We start from the raw sequence: 15,893 nt of genomic DNA on the forward strand, positions 1-15,893 counted from the left end.
ATTTACAGCAAAAGCAGAAATTATTTGATGACGAGGAAGTTATCGATGGGGTTGATGCTAACTCAGTAGCATTTTAGTGTGGCAGAAAGACTTTTACTCAATTTGCCACAGCGTATTAGATGACATAGAGAGAATAATAGTATTAGCAGATATCGCTTAAGATTGAGGTAGTTAATAGCGGTGAAAGGTGGCTGTCTAATAACGTTGATTGAATTAAATTTTTGAAAAAGACTGGTTAATCATCTTCAAGTTTATGATGAAAAAGTTGAATAATTGCTGCTAGTGCCTTTTCTTCATCGGGACCGGTTACCTCAAAATCGATATAGCTACCTTGTTCTGAATCTAGCATCAACATCGCTATAACACTATCTGCTTGAGCTTCTATATTATGGCAATTGCGCAACAGCACTGTAGATTTAAATTGTTGGATTAGTTCACAGAGCATCATTGCTGGCCTGGCATCCATACCCTGTTGATTTTTTATAATAATGCGGTGATAGACAGTCATGACTTTCTCTTTTCTAACGTCCGATGACGCGACTGAACATTTTTGCCTCTAGAGCGAAAGTAATCAGCCAGTTGTTTGGCAACATAAACTGAACGGTGTTTACCTCCAGTACAACCGATAGCAATCGTCAAATAACTACGGTTATTAGATTCTAACATGGGTAACCATAATTCAAGATAACTACGAGTTTGATAGATAAAGTTATGCACTTCTGTGTGTCGGTCAAGAAAGGCAGCAACAGGACGATCGAGACCTGTCATAGGACGTAATTTAGGATCCCAATGTGGGTTAGGTAAAAAACGGACATCAAACACATAATCTGCATCGATCGGAATACCATGTTTAAAGCCAAAGGATTCGAAAACCATGGTCAATTCACGTTCCCGTTTACCTAATAAACGTGCTCTAAGCATTTCAGCCAATTCATGTACTGACATTTCAGAGGTGTCGATAACTAAATCTGCACGTGAGCGGAGTGGTTCTAATAGATCATTTTCCTCATCAATAGCATTTTCTAATGATAAATTTTTATTGGAGAGTGGATGTAAACGGCGTGAATCACTATATCTTCTGATCAGTGTATTACGGTCTGCATCAAGAAAAAGTAATTGTGGGGAAAAACTAGCAGGTAGATTTTTTAACGCATTTTCGAAAATTGTTGGGTTGTCTGGCATATTACGAACATCAATACTCACGGCGGCAGAAGTTTGTCGTTTAGCAAGTGAATTTGCTAATTCTGGCAGTAAAATAACGGGCAGATTGTCAACACAATAAAAACCCATATCCTCCAGTGCCCGTAGAGCAACTGATTTACCTGAACCAGAACGGCCACTGACTATCATCAGCACCATGAGTCATACCCCTTAAGTTTCTTCACAATGAAAAATCATTATTTGGCTTAGATTTTTTAGAAACCAGTTATTCAGTAATGATTTTATAGAGTTCATCATTACTTTGCGCAGCGCGTAAACGACGACATAGATTCTTATCAACTAATTGTTTGGCAATTAAAGAAAGAGTATGTAAATGTGTTTTACATTGCTCTGAAGGAACTAATAACGCAAACAGTAAATCGACTGACTGATTATCAATGGCATCAAAAGCAATAGGTTCATCTAAATGGAGAAAAACACCAACTGTGTCGGATGAATTGTTTTCATTTAATTTGCCATGTGGGATTGCAATACCCCCTCCGATACCGGTTGTACCGACTTTTTCGCGGGTTAATAATGAGTCAAAAACGACACTTTCAGGTACATTCAGTGCAATTGCAGCAACTTCACTAATAATTTCTAGTGCTCGTTTTTTACTCGTACAATGTACATTATTTAGTGTACATGATGGTGTTAATACCGAGCTTAATGATAATTTTTTTTCACAGTTCATTGGATTTATTCACTTAGGGCAATTATACCAGATATCCATAATGAATATCTGGCATGAACGATACTAACATCGATAATCTATATTTAGCGTCATAGTACCCTTGTTGTTTAATAACACAGATTAATGTTGTTTCAATTTTTCTTTGATTTAGTAAGCTGGCGCGCCATTTTTTCTACCATGGCATCAATTGCTGCATACATATCATCTTCTTGAGCAGAAGCATGTAGTTCTGCTCCATTCACTTTCGCCATTGCCTCAGCAATTTGATTAAATTTCTGTACTTTTAACATCACATGAATAGCATTGATATGGTCAAAATATTGTTCAAATTTTGACCTTTTTTCTTCCGCGGTTTGGCGTAATGCTTCGGTAATTTTAATATTTTGGCCAGTAATTTGAAATTCCATAGTATCTTCTTCCTTCTCAGTTAATTTAAATCAGTTTTTTACGCTGATTCGAGGGTGGAATGGATAGAGACTCTCGATATTTAGCAACTGTACGACGAGCAATTTGAATACCCTGTTCTGCTAGTATGCTCGTTAATTTGTTATCACTCAAGGGTTTTGCAGGGTTCTCTGCCGCAATGAGTTTTTTTACTAGCGCGCGTATAGCGATAGAAGAGGCTTCTCCTCCGGTATCTGTGTTAACATGGGTAGAAAAAAAGTATTTCAGTTCAAAAATACCTCTTGGACTATGTAGATATTTTTGCGATGTGACACGGGAAATCGTCGATTCGTGCATATCAACCTGATAAGCAATATCCGCTAGTACCATAGGTTTCATATGCTCTTCACCATATTCAAAAAACTGTTGCTGATTTTCAACAATACATTGGGCAACTTTTAATAAAGTTTCATTACGACTTTCTAAACTTTTTATTAACTATTTTGCATTTTATAAGTTGTTACGGATGAATTGGTTATCTTCTTCATTATCAGAGTATTTACCTAGAGAAGCATAATATTGATTGATTTTTAAGCGTGGAATGTTTTTAGTATTTAGAGCTATTTGCCAGTCATTATCTATTTTGTGCACCAAAGCATCAGGGATAATATATTGTGGTTCATTAGTTTGAATTATTTGCCCAGGTTTAGGATCTAATCGTTGGGTCATAGCGATAACTTCTTTCAAGGCCGTTTCTTTTAATTTGGTTTTTCGGCTAAGTTGCCGAAAATCACGATTGCTAAGTAATTTTAAATGGTCATTAATTGTCAGTTTAGCTTCTTTTAGAAAAGGAGTCTCGCGAGGTAACACTGATAACTGAATTAGTAAGCAGTCTTTTAAATTTTTGGCTGCGACGCCAATCGGATCGAAGAGCTGGATCTGTTTTAATACAATTTCAACTTCTTCCTGCGTAATATCTGCTAGGGCTATAAACCCGCGTAAATATCTTCAATAGTGGTGCTTAAATAGCCGGAATCATCCACAGCATCAATAATGGCGGTGGCAATTGCGGTATCTATTTCAGTAAAAGGTGTTAATGATGCTTGCCAGGATAAATAATCTTGCAGCGTTTGCAATGTTTCTCCTTGGTAGATAGGAAAATTATTGTCACTAAAATTATTGGTTAGAGTTGGATAGCTATCTGAGGGATAAATTTCTTCCCAATTAGTATCTAAAGGTAATCCGCCTGGCACATCATTTTGTTCGATGGTGTCAAAACTATCTAGTGCCGCTGGCTCGTTATCATTAATATCTGATGTTTCAATTTCCTGGTAGAGGTCATATTGTTCAAGTAAAGGATTGCTTTCAAGAGCTTGCTGAATTTCGTGTTGAAGTTCTAATGTTGAAAGTTGCAACAAACGAATAGCTTGTTGTAGCTGTGGTGTCATAGCCAACTGCTTACTGAGTCGGAGTTGCAAACTCTGTTTCATAAAATTGACTTAGTCTCTTGGGAATCACATAATAAAAAATTTACCAACTTTAATTAGTCACGGTTAGAGGCGGAAACCTTCTCCCAAATAGACGCGTTTGACTTGTTCATTTTTTAAAATCGCTTTAGGAGTTCCATGAGCGATAAGATAACCTTGACTGACAATGTAAGCACGTTCACAGACATCTAATGTCTCTCTCACATTGTGATCAGTTATTAGTACGCCTAAACCATAATCTTTCAAGTGTTGGATTATTTTTTTTATATCTAATACTGAAATCGGATCAACACCAGCAAAAGGTTCATCTAAAAGAATAAATTTAGGATCAGCCGCTAATGCCCGGGCTATTTCTACACGGCGACGCTCCCCGCCAGAAAGTGATTGACCGAGGTTATTTCGTAAATGAGTAATACTAAACTCTTCCATCAATTCTTCGGTACGTTGCTGTTTTTTTTCGAATGTTAAATCTTTACGAATTTCTAATACAGCCATCAGATTATCGTAAACGTTTAGCCGGCGAAATATTGAGGCTTCTTGTGGTAAATAACCTATTCCCCTACTAGCCCGTTCGTGAAGCGGCAGCAAACTAATATCTTCATCGTCGATAGCAATTTTTCCAGTATCACGAGGAACGATACCAACTACCATATAGAAGGTTGTCGTTTTACCTGCACCGTTTGGCCCAAGTAAACCAACGATTTCACCTGAACTGACCTCCAGACTAACGTTTTCAACAACCTTGCGGTTTTTGTATGTTTTTGCCAAATGTTTCGCAGTTAATTTCGCCATTTTCTATTATTTATTCTTACTATTATTTGTACTTTTTACTTCAGAGCCTTTTTCTTGTAATTGGGAAGGTAACAGTATGGTCGTTACTCGTTTCCCTTTATCACTAAATGCTTCCATTTGTTGTGTTGGGACTAAATAGGTAATTTTGTCACCTTTAATATTGCTATCTAGTTGTTCAAGGTAAGTATTACCCGTTAGGATAACCATGTTCTTTCTCCATTTCATAACGTATTTTATCGCTGTGACCTTTGATCGGTTTACCATCATCTTGTAATTGATAGAAATTGGCTGGCGTACCATAGGCTTCGACAATCATCTTTTTGGCATCGCCGTTCGGACGGGTGACAACGACTTTATCAGCTAGAACATCTATAGAACCTTGTTTTATAACAACATTTTCTGTAAATGTGGTAATATTTTTTTCTAAATCAAGTGACTGTTTAACTGAATCAATCTGAATGAGTTGTTGAGAATCACTTTTCAATGCTATTGCGGGCAAGCTTAATATCAATATTGAACTAGTCAATGCTACATTAATGAAGATCTTTTTTGCCAATATCATTTTAGTTGTTTCCTTCGGGAGCTGTTGTTTGCTTATTGGGAATTTCATAATAGGTTTTAACATCTTCAATTAACTCTGCGGTATGCGTTCTCATATTACCGCGCATTTTCATACCCACTGATCGTAAACCGATACCAATTACTGTGACTTTATCATCAGATGAAACATCCTGGGTAATTAGGTTAACGATGACATTTTCCGTCAAAATTTTTTGTAAATCTGAAGTTGGATTTAAGCTATTTACTTGAACATTACCATATAAATAGAGCATATTGTCGTTGGTTAATTTGGCTTTATTGGCGCGTACGGCCCAAGCGGGGATACTTTTTGGGTCATAAGTTGTTAATACTGGATTAATAAACCAGCTGGTTTTATTACTCGAAAAGTGGTGCGTCTCATCCGTTATTAGCTTATAGGCCAATTTACCCATTGGATCATAGACATGGGTAATGGCATTACCAGTTTGATAATTTGGTTGGCTGTTATCAACCATAGCGGGTGCTTTTGATTGATTAAAATCAGCTAAGTTCCAGCCAATAAGCGCTAAAACAATTAGTGTTAATATAATGTTAAGCCAAAACTTAAATTTGCTCATCGTTGTTTCGTTTTTGCCTATATTGATAGGCCGTTGGCATTTTCTATCTTATTTTGAGCAAGCAGGATCAGATCACAAATTTCACGTACTGCACCTTTGCCGCCTGCTTGATATGTAATATAATGCGCTTTACTTAACAACATTGGATGCGCGTCAGCTACAGCAACCGAAAGCCCTATATGCGACATAACAGGCCAGTCAATTAAATCATCACCAATATAAGCAATCTGTTGAGGGTGGAGTTTTAATCGGGTTATCAGATCATTATAAGCTAATTTTTTTTCACTTTGCTCTTGGTAAAGCTAATTAATACCGAGTTTTTTGGCGCGATCTTCCAATAATTTAGCTTTACGCCCAGTAATAATGGCAACTTCAATTGCAGAGGTCAGTAAACAATGGATACCATAACCATCTTTTACATTGAATGCTTTTAGTTCTTCACCATTATTCCCCATATAAATTAAGCCATCTGTCATGACACCATCAACATCACAAATTAGTAATTTTATAAGACGTGCTTTTTCAACGATATGTTGGTCTATTGGGCCATAACAGGTTGTTATTTTATTATCATTATTCATGTATTATTTCCAATAATTATATGATGCCAGCGTGCAAAAGATCATGAAGATGAATAACACCAATAAGTGTATCTGCTTTTGCCACCAGTAAGGAAGTAATATGGTGTTGTTGCATTAAATTTAAGGCGTCAATTGCAAGCATATCGGGTTTTACCCTAATACCACCGGCTGTCATTACATCAATAATTTTAGCATTATTTAAGTCAATATTCATTGCAAAGACGCGTCGTAAGTCACCATCGGTAAAAATACCTTTAATTTGCATTTCTTCATTACAAATCACAACCATACCTAGTTTTTTGCGAGTAATTTCCACTAATGCTTGCTGTAATGTTGCCTGTTTCATGACATTTGGAATATTTTTCCCGGTATGCATTAGGTCACTCACCCTTAATAAAAGTTTGCGGCCCAATGTGCCACCTGGATGAGAAAGTGCAAAATCTTCAGCGGTAAAACCCCGCACTTCAAGTAAAGCGACTGCAATCGCATCTCCCATAACTAACATCGCGGTTGTGCTCGTTGTTGGCGCTAGACCTAAAGGACAAGCTTCCTGCGGTACTTTGATACAAAGGTGAAAATCTGCCGCTTTTCCCATGCTACTAACAGGGTTTTTTGTCATACAAATTAGCGCAATATGTTGGCGTTTTAACACTGGAATAAGTGCTAATATTTCATTTGACTCACCGGAGTTAGAAATAGCCAGAACAATATCTTGACGACTAATCATGCCTAAATCACCATGACTGGCTTCTCCTGGATGGACAAAAAAAGCCGGTGTTCCTGTACTGGCTAATGTGGCCGCAATTTTACGGCCAATATGACCTGATTTACCCATCCCCATAACAACGACTTTTCCAGTACATTTGAAAATCAGTTCACAAGCTTGGTTAAAATCATCATTGATATATTGCTCCAAATTGGCAAGCCCGCTACGTTCAATCTCCAATACCTTCTTCGCTGTTTTTTGAAAATCAATTTCAGACATTTTATTCTCCAATTTGATATAACTAATTTAATTATATGGGTTAATAGATCTTTAGTAAGACTCGTTTTTTCATATTACTCGTTTTGTATTAATGTCATCAATATATTATCGGTACGTTGTATTATTAGAAAAAATAGCATTTTTCACTATGATGACATTTGAAAATTTGTTTATTGTGACGATGTAATGAGCAAAAGTAAAATTGACAATAATATTGATAGCGAATATATGCTAGTTTTTAGGTAATATGTTCCATAGTGAGTAAATATACTTAAATGATAATTAGACAGAAAGGCTATTATCGTCATGAAGAAGTCTGCAGATGATATCATAAAAATCAAAGATATGTCTTTTATTCGGGGTCAACGGCTGATTTTTACCGATATGAGCTTGACGATCCCCAGGGGAAAAATTACGGCAATCATGGGGCCATCAGGTATTGGAAAAACAACGTTGCTACGTTTGATTGGTGGACAATTACAGTCGGATAAGGGAGAAATTTGGTTTGATGGTGTTAATATTCCAACACTATCACGCGCGGAACTTTATGTTGCTCGCAAGAAAATGAGTATGTTGTTTCAGTCAGGTGCCTTGTTTACTGATATGAATTTTTTTGACAATGTTGCTTTTCCTTTACGTGAACATACTGTTTTAGCAGCAGAAATTATTCGAACAGTGGTCATGATGAAACTAGAAGCAGTCGGGTTAAGAGGTGCGGCCAATCTTATGCCGGCTGAACTATCAGGTGGTATGGCGCGACGAGCAGCATTGGCACGTGCTATTGCCCTTGATCCACAATTAATTTTATTTGATGAACCTTTTGTTGGGCAAGATCCGATAACCATGGGAGTTTTGGTTAAACTTATTGATGAACTTAATCATGCATTAGGTATTACTTGTGTTATTGTTTCTCACGATGTGCCAGAAGTGTTGAGCATAGCGGATAAAGCTTATATTGTTGCAGAGCAACATGTTATTGCTGAAGGCACAGCGAAAGAATTGCAACAAAATAAGGATGCGCGGGTTAGGCAGTTTCTTGATGGTATAGTAGATGGTCCGGTACCATTTAAGTTTCCGGTAGGAAATTATGCAGCAGATTTATTAGGGTGATGGGATGATACTAATTGATACATTAGCCGCATTAGGCCATCGTTCACTAGCTATGGTGTCGACATTTGGTCGTGCTGGCTATTTGTTATGTCGGGCTTTATTTGGCAAACCTGAATTTGCAAAACAATGGCCATTATTAATAAAACAGCTCTACAATGTAGGAGTCTTATCTTTATTAATTATTGCTGTTTCAGGATTATTCATTGGCATGGTACTTGGTTTACAAGGATATTTAGTCTTGACTATGTTTAGTGCTGAATCCAGTCTTGGCATGATGGTCGCTTTTTCTTTACTAAGGGAGCTAGGGCCAGTGGTGACCGCACTTATATTTGCTGGCAGAGCAGGTTCTGCATTAACGGCAGAAATAGGATTGATGAAAGCAACAGAGCAGATCTCTAGTTTGGAAATGATGGCGGTTGATCCATTGCGTCGAGTGATCGCACCGCGTTTTTGGGCGGGACTGATCAGTATGCCATTACTGGCATTAATTTTTGTCGCCGTGGGCATATTAGGTGGTGCTGCGCTAGTCGGTGTTGATTGGAAAGGAATTGATGAAGGCTTTTTTTGGTCATCGATGCAATCTGCTATTGAGTGGAAAAAGGATATTCTCAACTGTTTTATTAAAAGTGTGGTATTCGCTTTTACAGTCAGTTGGATAGCTTTATTTAATGGTTATGATGCCATCCCAACATCGGAAGGGATAAGTCGTGCAACAACCAGAACTGTTGTTCATTCGTCATTAGCTGTATTGGGTTTAGATTTTGTGCTTACTGCACTGATGTTTGGGAATTAATTCATGCAAAGTAAGAAAAGTGAAATTCTAGTTGGACTATTTGTTTTTATTGCATTAGCTGCGATTGTCTTTTTATGTTTAAAAGTTGCATATATTAAATCATTTGGTAATCAACTAACTTATAAAGTTACTGCTTCTTTTACCAATGTAGGCGGATTGAAAGTAAACTCGCCGGTAAAGATAGGCGGTGTGGTGGTTGGCCGAATAGTCGATATTATGTTGGATAAGAAAACTTATACGCCACGTGTTACCTTAGCGATTTTTAGTCAATATGATAATATTCCTGATAACAGCTCATTGTCGATACTTACTGCGGGATTATTAGGTGAGCAGTTTTTAGCACTTAATGTGGGTTTTTATGATCCGGATATGGGAATTACCTTTCTTAAGGACTGTGGGCACATCGAAGATACTAAACCGGCCATAATATTGGAAGATTTGATTGGGCAATTCTTATATAGAAGTGGCGATCCTAATCGTTCGAATAGAGCAAGCTCTGTTTCCGGAAATAACGAAAAATCTTCCACGACACTATGATGAACAATCTAATATGATAAGAAAAGGAACCTATTTTATGTTTAAATGTTTCTTAATAGTGGCTTTGTTAGTGGTTGCTCCGTTTGCGATGGCGATAGATCAAACCAACCCATATAAATTGATGCAAGAAGCAGCTGCTAAAACTTTTACTCGCTTAAAAAACGAGCAGCCTATGATCCGGCAAAATCCAGATTACTTACGCAGGGTTGTTCGTGAAGAACTTATGCCTTATGTACAAATTAAGTATATAGGAGCATTAGTCTTAGAATCTTATTATAGTAGTGCAAACCCGTCACAACGTGATGCTTATTTTCAGGCGATTGAAGCCTATTTGGAACAAGCTTATGGGCAAGCTTTGGTAATGTATCATGGACAACAATATCAAATTGCGCCTGAACAGCCACTGGGTGATAGGAATGTGGTTGCTATTCGGGTAACAATTACCGATCCACAGGGCCGACCACCGGTACGTCTTGATTTTCAATGGCGTAAAAATAGCAAAACTGGCTATTGGCAGGCTTATGATATGATTACTGAAGGTGTTAGTTTAATTACAACTAAACAAAACGAATGGGCTAATATTTTACATACCAAAGGTATTGACGGCTTGACACAAGTCTTGCTCAATAGTGTAAAAAATCCCATTACGCTGGAAAATAAAAAATCATGATTCCCATGTTGACTTGGGAGCAGAAAGGTCAAATGTTGATTTTAACCGGTGAGCTTGATCGTGATACTCTACCCGCTTTTTGGCAACAGAGAAATCAGTTGCTAAAAGGTATTAATGCGATTAATGTTTCTCAGTTATTTCATATCGATTCTACCGGACTCGCTATGTTTATTAGGTTAAAATCAGAACAGCAGTCAGAGAATGAATGGGTATTTGAAGGTATTAGTGAGCGTTTTAAGACTCTTATTAGGCTTTATAAACTTGAGGATTTTATGAACTAATTGGGTCATAAATTTTAAAAATAGTTTATATATAAAGCAAACGCTCTTGTGCATTTTTATACCAAGCGCGTTTTGTTTGATTTGCAGTAGATGATAGATCGATTAGGATAGATGGATTGTCTTTTAATGTTAGAATTGAGTTTAATTATGGATACAAATGAAATAAAGCAAGTATTAATAGAACAATTGAAACTTGATGAAGTGATTGTCAATGGCGAAGGTAGTCATTTTCAAATAATTGCTGTTGGTGAGATATTTGATGGTATGAGTCGGGTTAAGCAGCAGCAAGTAATTTATGCACCACTAATGGAATATATTATAGATAATCGGATCCATGCATTATCAATTAAAGCTTATACCCCCGCAGAATGGAAAAGAGATCGTAAGCTTGATGGTTTTTAAGATTATACTTTTGTATTAATAATATAAATATTACTCATAGAGAATTTCTAGATGGACAAGTTTCGATTAAAGGGGCCAACTCGTTTGATGGGGGAGGTCTTGATTTCTGGTGCAAAAAATGCGGCACTACCGATATTGTTCGCATCGTTTTTAGCAGAAGAACCCGTTGAATTACAAAATGTTCCAAAGCTAAAAGATATTGATACAACAATTGAATTACTTAATCAGTTAGGTACAAAAGTTGAGCGTAATGGCGCTATTTTTGTTGACGCACGTGGTATTAATAAATTTTGTGCTCCTTATGAATTAGTTAAGACGATGCGTGCATCTATTTGGGCTTTGGCGCCATTAGTGGCTCGTTTCGGTCAAGGCCAAGTATCTTTACCGGGAGGATGTGCGATTGGTGCCCGTCCAGTTGATTTGCATATTGCCGGGCTTGAACAACTTGGTGCCAAAATGACCTTAGATGAAGGTTATGTTAAAGCATCGGTCGATGGTCGTTTACAAGGCGCCAATATTGTTATGGATAAAGTTAGTGTTGGCGCCACCGTGTCTATTATGACGGCTGCAACTCTGGCAGAGGGAAAAACCATTATTGAAAACGCAGCTCGTGAACCTGAAGTTGAAGACACAGCAAACTTTTTAAATTCATTAGGGGCAAAGATCACGGGTGCAGGTACAGACAGTATTATTATTGAAGGAGTTGCCCGCTTAGGTGGGGGTATTTATCGAATTTTACCTGATCGGATTGAAACAGGTACTTTCCTGGTTGCAGCGGCTATCTCTGGAGGTAAAGTAATTTGCCGTAATACTAAACCAGCTACATTGGATGCAGTATTAGCTAAATTACGTGAAGCGGGTGCAGAGATTGAAATTGGCGAGGATTGGATCCAACTGGATATGCATGGTAAGCGGCCAAAAGCAGTGACTATCAGAACAGAACCGTATCCGGGCTTTCCAACCGATATGCAGGCACAATTTAGCTTACTTAATTTAGTGGCTGAAGGTGTTAGTATAATAACAGAAACTATTTTTGAAAATCGTTTTATGCATATCCCAGAGTTAATTCGTATGGGAGCCCATGCGGAAATAGAAGGAAATACCGTTGTTTGTCATGGTGTTGAACAACTTATGGGTGTACAAGTCATTGCTACTGATTTACGGGCATCTGCTAGTTTAGTACTTGCTGGATGTATTGCGAAAGGAAAAACAACTGTTGATCGGATTTATCATATCGATAGGGGATATGAGAAAATAGAAGAGAAGCTGCGTAGTTTAGGGGCCAATATAGAACGTATTACTGTAAAGAAAATATAATCTATTATTTACTAAGGTAAAAATCAGTAGCTTAGTTAGACTGCTGATTCTTACTTATTTTAGTAATGATTTACCTTCATTGTACTCTTCAATTTTAACGTGGACAGTCATTGTTTTTTCGTTACGTAGTAGTGTGACAGGGACGATACTACTGCCCGGACTAATTTCAGCAACTTGATCCATTGTTTCCGCAGCCGAGATAACCGGTTGATCATTAACAGAAATAATAATGTCACCGACTTGAATACCGGCATTTTCAGCCGGGCCATTTGCCGCGACCTGAAAAATACGTAGCCCTTTAATTTGATTAATATCGTTATTGTTAGAGCGAATACGGGGTAAGTCTCGCGCAGTGATACCGATAAAACCACGGATCACTCGCCCATCACGAATAAGTTTTTCCATAATTGTAGTTGCTAATTCTGTTGGAATAGCAAAACCTAACCCCTCAGGCGTAAAACCATTTTCTGAATGATCAAATGAGAGTGTATTAATTCCTATTAATTCACCTTCAGTATTAATTAGCGCTCCGCCTGAATTTCCATGATTAATAGACGCATCGGTTTGTAGAAAATTCTGTCGGCGGGTAGGACTTAGCCCTACCCGTCCGGTGGCGCTAATAATTCCTTGTGTCACTGTTTGTCCTAAATTATATGGGTTACCGATGGCTAACACGATATCGCCAACGTGCGCTTTACGTTGTGGGTTAATCGGAATCACAGGAAGATTTTCGGCGTCTATTTTTAAAACAGCCAAGTCTGTTAAGCTATCTGAGCCAACGATGAGTGCGTCAAAAATTAATCCATCAGGTAGTGCAATCTGAATTTGATCTGCGTTATTAACGACATGTCTGTTGGTAATAATATAACCGTTACTGCTCATAATGACACCAGAGCCTAATGCAGTTAATTCACGCCCATTTTGGGAAAAACTACCGGTCCCGCTGCTATAAACATAGACAACAGCCGGTGCTGCTCTACGTACCGCTTTACTATAACTAATTGGTTGATCATCTTTTTTACCGTCGAGGAGGTCAGTGAGTCCTTTTGGGCGTATAGATGGAATAGCCATTAGCAAAATAGTAGCGATAACAAGCCCTACAATGACGGCACGAAAAAGCTTGATGAACATAGTAAGTATTCTGTAATAAAAGATAAACGAGATAATAAAACAGCAGGATACCATAAATACAAACAGGTACGATAGTTAACAGTAACTGTTTGCTGGGTGATTAATTGAATATATTATTACCGCGAAGTAATAAGTAGATATTTTGATCACCACGTAAAATATTTAATGCTAAAGCGGTAGGTTTAGTTTCAATAATTTTACGCAGTTGATTAATATTTTCTATCCGTTGTTCGTTGGCACTGATAATAAGATCACCTTTTGCGAGGCCAAGCATGGCTGCAGGTGAATTAGACGAAACGCTATCGACCTTAACACCTTTAGTGCCTTTGATTGTACTATTGCTTAAAGTGGCTCCCATAAGTGACGTGGTTAAAACTTCAGCTTTCGTACTACTGGAATCACTATCTTCTAAGGTAACATTCACTTCCATTGGCTTGCCTTTACGTAGTAGGCCGATGGTGATCTGCTTACCGATTTCACTAGTGCCAATTTTAGCTCTCAATTCAGCGAAGCTATTGATATATTTGTTATTAATCGAAACCAAAATATCACCAGATTGAATGCCTGCTTTAGCTGCTGCAGAATTTGGGATCACTTCACTGACAAATGCCCCTTTTTGCACATCAATCTTCAATGCTTTCGCAACATCAGAAGTCATTTCAGTGCCTTTGATCCCTAGTAATCCACGTTTTACTTCACCATGTTTGATAATTTGATTGCTAAGGGATTTCGCCATATTGGATGGAATGGCAAAGCCAATACCAATATTACCCCCACCAGGCGCTAAAATAGCGGTATTAATACCAATCAGTTCACCATTGAGATTAACTAATGCGCCACCTGAGTTACCTCTATTAATAGAAGCGTCAGTTTGAATAAAATTTTCCAGACCTTCTACATTTAAACCACTACGACCCAATGCAGAAATAATTCCTGATGTAGCTGTTTGACCTAAGCCGAAAGGGTTACCAACAGCAACAGCAAAATCACCAACTCGCAGTTTATCGGAATCAGCTATTTTAATCGCCACTAAGTTCAATTTTTTCAGATTTGCTGTACTTGAATCTTTGATTTGTAATAGGGCGATATCTGTTTGAGGATCACGGCCGATAAGCTTAACGTCAATTTCTCTGCCATCATTAAGCTGAATTTGGATGCTATTAGCATTATCGATGACATGGTTATTAGTTAGGATATAACCTTTTTCAGCATCAATAATAACTCCGGAGCCTAATCCTTCAAAAGGGCGAATACTTTGTTGTTGTGAGGGAAAATTGGGCCCAAAAAAGAATTTAAATTCTTCGGGTAGCTGTTGATTTTGAATACGTGTTCCAGATACGCGAATACTAACTACGGCAGGAAGTACTTTTTCTAGCATCGGTGCTAGGCTAGGTAATTCTTGACCAGATGATAAATCAATTGGTGGCATTGATGCAGAATGACTTACTGCGGGTATATTTATGAGTGAAAGACTGATACTCATCGCTAATATAGTTAAAAAATGTTTCTCTTTTTTCATCATGAATTCAATTCTCTTACATACCTAATTTATTTAAGGTAATTTGCTATCCTGGATAGAAGATATAGGATTTAGAATTTGAAAGGCCTCAGCAGGTTTAAGACTTTAAATTATGCAAAAAAGTTCAGCCAACAGATAGCAGTAATCGTTTTTTTACATGTATTTACATGATATTAATTTTTGACAATAAAATAACTCTATTAGGTGAATGTGCTACCATCAAAATTGGGTAAAGATGCAATTTTATTAATATATGTAACCTAATTTACCTTCTTTTTTCTTTTATTCAGCGAAATAAGCCAGAAGAACCTTCAGAGTAATCTTTAGGAGGTAAATTAACGGGAGCTTGATCATTGTCTGATTCTGATTCAGTCAAACGATAGTTAAAAGGGTTGTTTTGTATTGGTGGCATATCAGGCATCAATTCATGAGAACTTTTCGCCATATGCTGATAGAGTTGACGATAATCTTGCGCCATGTTATCGAGTAACTCTGCACTACGCGCAAAATGGCTGACCAATTCTTTACGATATTCTTCCAATTCATGGTTTTTCTTTTCAAGTTGAGCTTGTAAAGCTTGTTGGTTGCGTAGCTTGGTATTGCAGAAGCGAACTACTAGCGCACCAATAATGAAACCTACAATTAGACCGATTAGTGCATATTCCCAAGTCATGTTGACTCCTTCATTAACAAAACAACATTTATTTTCATAGAAATAAATTCACAGTATAGCAGTCACTATACCTGTTAAAAGGCCATAAGTGAAAGTGGGAAAAGTTATTGCTAATGATTTCATAGTATTTTGTGGTATTAAAGTAGCAAAGATTATCGATATAATGTTTATGATTGGTTT

Annotated in this window: 16 protein-coding genes and 4 pseudogenes; 7 read left to right on the top strand and 13 right to left on the bottom strand. The window is 37.5% G+C overall.

The features are described 5' to 3' along the window. Nucleotides 1-235: 235 nt before the first annotated feature. The 10 genes and pseudogenes from npr to kdsD all read right to left on the bottom strand — a co-directional run bounded on the left by npr (nucleotide 236) and on the right by kdsD (nucleotide 7,280). A complete protein-coding gene (gene npr, locus ARADI_RS09080; protein ID WP_119711847.1) occupies nucleotides 236-508 on the bottom strand; it encodes a PTS phosphocarrier protein NPr in 273 nt (90 codons plus the stop codon). After that, nucleotides 505-1,359, bottom strand: a complete 855-nt coding sequence (gene rapZ / locus ARADI_RS09085; RefSeq protein ID WP_119711848.1) for an RNase adapter RapZ — start codon at nucleotides 1,357-1,359, stop codon at nucleotides 505-507. Before rapZ ends, npr begins: the two co-directional genes overlap by 4 nt. 67 nt (nucleotides 1,360-1,426) lie before the next feature. After that, on the bottom strand, nucleotides 1,427-1,894 hold the full coding sequence (gene ptsN, locus ARADI_RS09090) for a PTS IIA-like nitrogen regulatory protein PtsN (protein ID WP_119711849.1): 468 nt from the start codon (nucleotides 1,892-1,894) through the stop codon (nucleotides 1,427-1,429). A gap of 120 nt (nucleotides 1,895-2,014) precedes the next feature. Then, nucleotides 2,015-2,301: pseudogene (gene hpf / locus ARADI_RS09095) on the bottom strand (ribosome hibernation-promoting factor, HPF/YfiA family). 25 nt (nucleotides 2,302-2,326) lie between these two features. Then, nucleotides 2,327-3,768 (bottom strand): annotated as a pseudogene (locus tag ARADI_RS09100) (RNA polymerase factor sigma-54). A 63-nt stretch (nucleotides 3,769-3,831) separates the two neighbouring features. Next, nucleotides 3,832-4,557: an LPS export ABC transporter ATP-binding protein gene (gene lptB / locus ARADI_RS09105; RefSeq protein WP_119711850.1), complete on the bottom strand. Its 726-nt coding sequence runs from the start codon at nucleotides 4,555-4,557 to the stop codon at nucleotides 3,832-3,834. Between the two features lie 6 nt (nucleotides 4,558-4,563). Further along, nucleotides 4,564-5,119, bottom strand: a pseudogene (gene lptA, locus ARADI_RS09110) (lipopolysaccharide ABC transporter substrate-binding protein LptA). Nucleotide 5,120: 1 nt separating this feature from the next. Continuing rightward, nucleotides 5,121-5,714, bottom strand: a complete 594-nt coding sequence (gene lptC / locus ARADI_RS09115) for an LPS export ABC transporter periplasmic protein LptC (protein ID WP_119711851.1) — start codon at nucleotides 5,712-5,714, stop codon at nucleotides 5,121-5,123. Nucleotides 5,715-5,731: 17 nt separating this feature from the next. Continuing rightward, nucleotides 5,732-6,295 (bottom strand): annotated as a pseudogene (gene kdsC, locus ARADI_RS09120) (3-deoxy-manno-octulosonate-8-phosphatase KdsC). 16 nt (nucleotides 6,296-6,311) lie between these two features. Then, nucleotides 6,312-7,280 (bottom strand): arabinose-5-phosphate isomerase KdsD, encoded by a 969-nt coding sequence (gene kdsD, locus ARADI_RS09125; RefSeq protein WP_119711852.1) that lies wholly within the window; start codon nucleotides 7,278-7,280, stop codon nucleotides 6,312-6,314. 306 nt (nucleotides 7,281-7,586) lie between these two features. Here kdsD and mlaF point away from each other — a divergent pair, with 306 nt between their 5' ends. The 7 genes from mlaF (at nucleotide 7,587) to murA (ending at nucleotide 12,390) form a co-directional block, all read left to right on the top strand. Further along, nucleotides 7,587-8,390 carry a phospholipid ABC transporter ATP-binding protein MlaF gene (gene mlaF / locus ARADI_RS09130; protein ID WP_119711853.1) on the top strand — a complete coding sequence of 268 codons (804 nt, stop codon included), beginning with the start codon at nucleotides 7,587-7,589 and terminating at the stop codon, nucleotides 8,388-8,390. Nucleotides 8,391-8,397: 7 nt separating this feature from the next. After that, nucleotides 8,398-9,183: a lipid asymmetry maintenance ABC transporter permease subunit MlaE gene (gene mlaE / locus ARADI_RS09135; RefSeq protein ID WP_119711962.1), complete on the top strand. Its 786-nt coding sequence runs from the start codon at nucleotides 8,398-8,400 to the stop codon at nucleotides 9,181-9,183. Nucleotides 9,184-9,186: 3 nt separating this feature from the next. Continuing rightward, nucleotides 9,187-9,720, top strand: a complete 534-nt coding sequence (gene mlaD / locus ARADI_RS09140; protein WP_119711854.1) for an outer membrane lipid asymmetry maintenance protein MlaD — start codon at nucleotides 9,187-9,189, stop codon at nucleotides 9,718-9,720. Between the two features lie 37 nt (nucleotides 9,721-9,757). Further along, the gene (gene mlaC / locus ARADI_RS09145) at nucleotides 9,758-10,390 is read left to right on the top strand and encodes a phospholipid-binding protein MlaC (RefSeq protein ID WP_119711855.1); all 633 of its coding nucleotides are present in this window, start codon (nucleotides 9,758-9,760) and stop codon (nucleotides 10,388-10,390) included. After that, the gene (gene mlaB / locus ARADI_RS09150; RefSeq protein WP_119711856.1) at nucleotides 10,387-10,671 is read left to right on the top strand and encodes a lipid asymmetry maintenance protein MlaB; all 285 of its coding nucleotides are present in this window, start codon (nucleotides 10,387-10,389) and stop codon (nucleotides 10,669-10,671) included. The genes mlaC and mlaB overlap by 4 nt, the downstream gene beginning before the upstream one ends. Before the next feature lie 147 nt (nucleotides 10,672-10,818). Continuing rightward, nucleotides 10,819-11,073, top strand: coding sequence for a BolA family iron metabolism protein IbaG (ibaG, locus tag ARADI_RS09155; protein WP_119711963.1), 255 nt, complete (start codon nucleotides 10,819-10,821; stop codon nucleotides 11,071-11,073). Nucleotides 11,074-11,124: 51 nt separating this feature from the next. After that, complete coding sequence (gene murA / locus ARADI_RS09160; RefSeq protein ID WP_119711857.1) at nucleotides 11,125-12,390, top strand: UDP-N-acetylglucosamine 1-carboxyvinyltransferase; 1,266 nt, start codon at nucleotides 11,125-11,127, stop codon at nucleotides 12,388-12,390. A gap of 54 nt (nucleotides 12,391-12,444) precedes the next feature. On the opposite strand, the gene degS is transcribed toward murA, so the two are convergent. The 3 genes from degS to zapG all read right to left on the bottom strand — a co-directional run bounded on the left by degS (nucleotide 12,445) and on the right by zapG (nucleotide 15,713). Next, nucleotides 12,445-13,521 carry an outer membrane-stress sensor serine endopeptidase DegS gene (gene degS / locus ARADI_RS09165; protein WP_119711858.1) on the bottom strand — a complete coding sequence of 359 codons (1,077 nt, stop codon included), beginning with the start codon at nucleotides 13,519-13,521 and terminating at the stop codon, nucleotides 12,445-12,447. Nucleotides 13,522-13,621: 100 nt separating this feature from the next. After that, nucleotides 13,622-15,040, bottom strand: a complete 1,419-nt coding sequence (locus ARADI_RS09170) for a Do family serine endopeptidase (RefSeq protein WP_119711964.1) — start codon at nucleotides 15,038-15,040, stop codon at nucleotides 13,622-13,624. Nucleotides 15,041-15,326: 286 nt separating this feature from the next. Next, nucleotides 15,327-15,713: a Z-ring associated protein ZapG gene (gene zapG, locus ARADI_RS09175; RefSeq protein WP_119711859.1), complete on the bottom strand. Its 387-nt coding sequence runs from the start codon at nucleotides 15,711-15,713 to the stop codon at nucleotides 15,327-15,329. Nucleotides 15,714-15,893: the final 180 nt, after the last annotated feature.

The organism is Arsenophonus endosymbiont of Aleurodicus floccissimus (assembly GCF_900343025.1).
Classification (GTDB): domain Bacteria; phylum Pseudomonadota; class Gammaproteobacteria; order Enterobacterales; family Enterobacteriaceae; genus Arsenophonus.

Bases quoted from the DNA above. Each gene is read 5' to 3' on its own strand.
- mlaF (WP_119711853.1), top strand. From the start codon at position 7,587: ATGAAGAAGTCTGCAGATGATATCATAAAAATCAAAGATATGTCTTTT.
- ibaG (WP_119711963.1), top strand. From the start codon at position 10,819: ATGGATACAAATGAAATAAAGCAAGTATTAATAGAACAATTGAAACTT.
- npr (WP_119711847.1), bottom strand. From the start codon at position 508: ATGACTGTCTATCACCGCATTATTATAAAAAATCAACAGGGTATGGAT.
- kdsD (WP_119711852.1), bottom strand. From the start codon at position 7,280: ATGTCTGAAATTGATTTTCAAAAAACAGCGAAGAAGGTATTGGAGATT.
- ARADI_RS09170 (WP_119711964.1), bottom strand. From the start codon at position 15,040: ATGAAAAAAGAGAAACATTTTTTAACTATATTAGCGATGAGTATCAGT.
- ptsN (WP_119711849.1), bottom strand. From the start codon at position 1,894: ATGAACTGTGAAAAAAAATTATCATTAAGCTCGGTATTAACACCATCA.
- mlaB (WP_119711856.1), top strand. From the start codon at position 10,387: ATGATTCCCATGTTGACTTGGGAGCAGAAAGGTCAAATGTTGATTTTA.
- mlaD (WP_119711854.1), top strand. From the start codon at position 9,187: ATGCAAAGTAAGAAAAGTGAAATTCTAGTTGGACTATTTGTTTTTATT.
- murA (WP_119711857.1), top strand. From the start codon at position 11,125: ATGGACAAGTTTCGATTAAAGGGGCCAACTCGTTTGATGGGGGAGGTC.
- lptC (WP_119711851.1), bottom strand. From the start codon at position 5,714: ATGAGCAAATTTAAGTTTTGGCTTAACATTATATTAACACTAATTGTT.
- degS (WP_119711858.1), bottom strand. From the start codon at position 13,521: ATGTTCATCAAGCTTTTTCGTGCCGTCATTGTAGGGCTTGTTATCGCT.
- rapZ (WP_119711848.1), bottom strand. From the start codon at position 1,359: ATGGTGCTGATGATAGTCAGTGGCCGTTCTGGTTCAGGTAAATCAGTT.
- mlaC (WP_119711855.1), top strand. From the start codon at position 9,758: ATGTTTAAATGTTTCTTAATAGTGGCTTTGTTAGTGGTTGCTCCGTTT.
- zapG (WP_119711859.1), bottom strand. From the start codon at position 15,713: ATGACTTGGGAATATGCACTAATCGGTCTAATTGTAGGTTTCATTATT.
- lptB (WP_119711850.1), bottom strand. From the start codon at position 4,557: ATGGCGAAATTAACTGCGAAACATTTGGCAAAAACATACAAAAACCGC.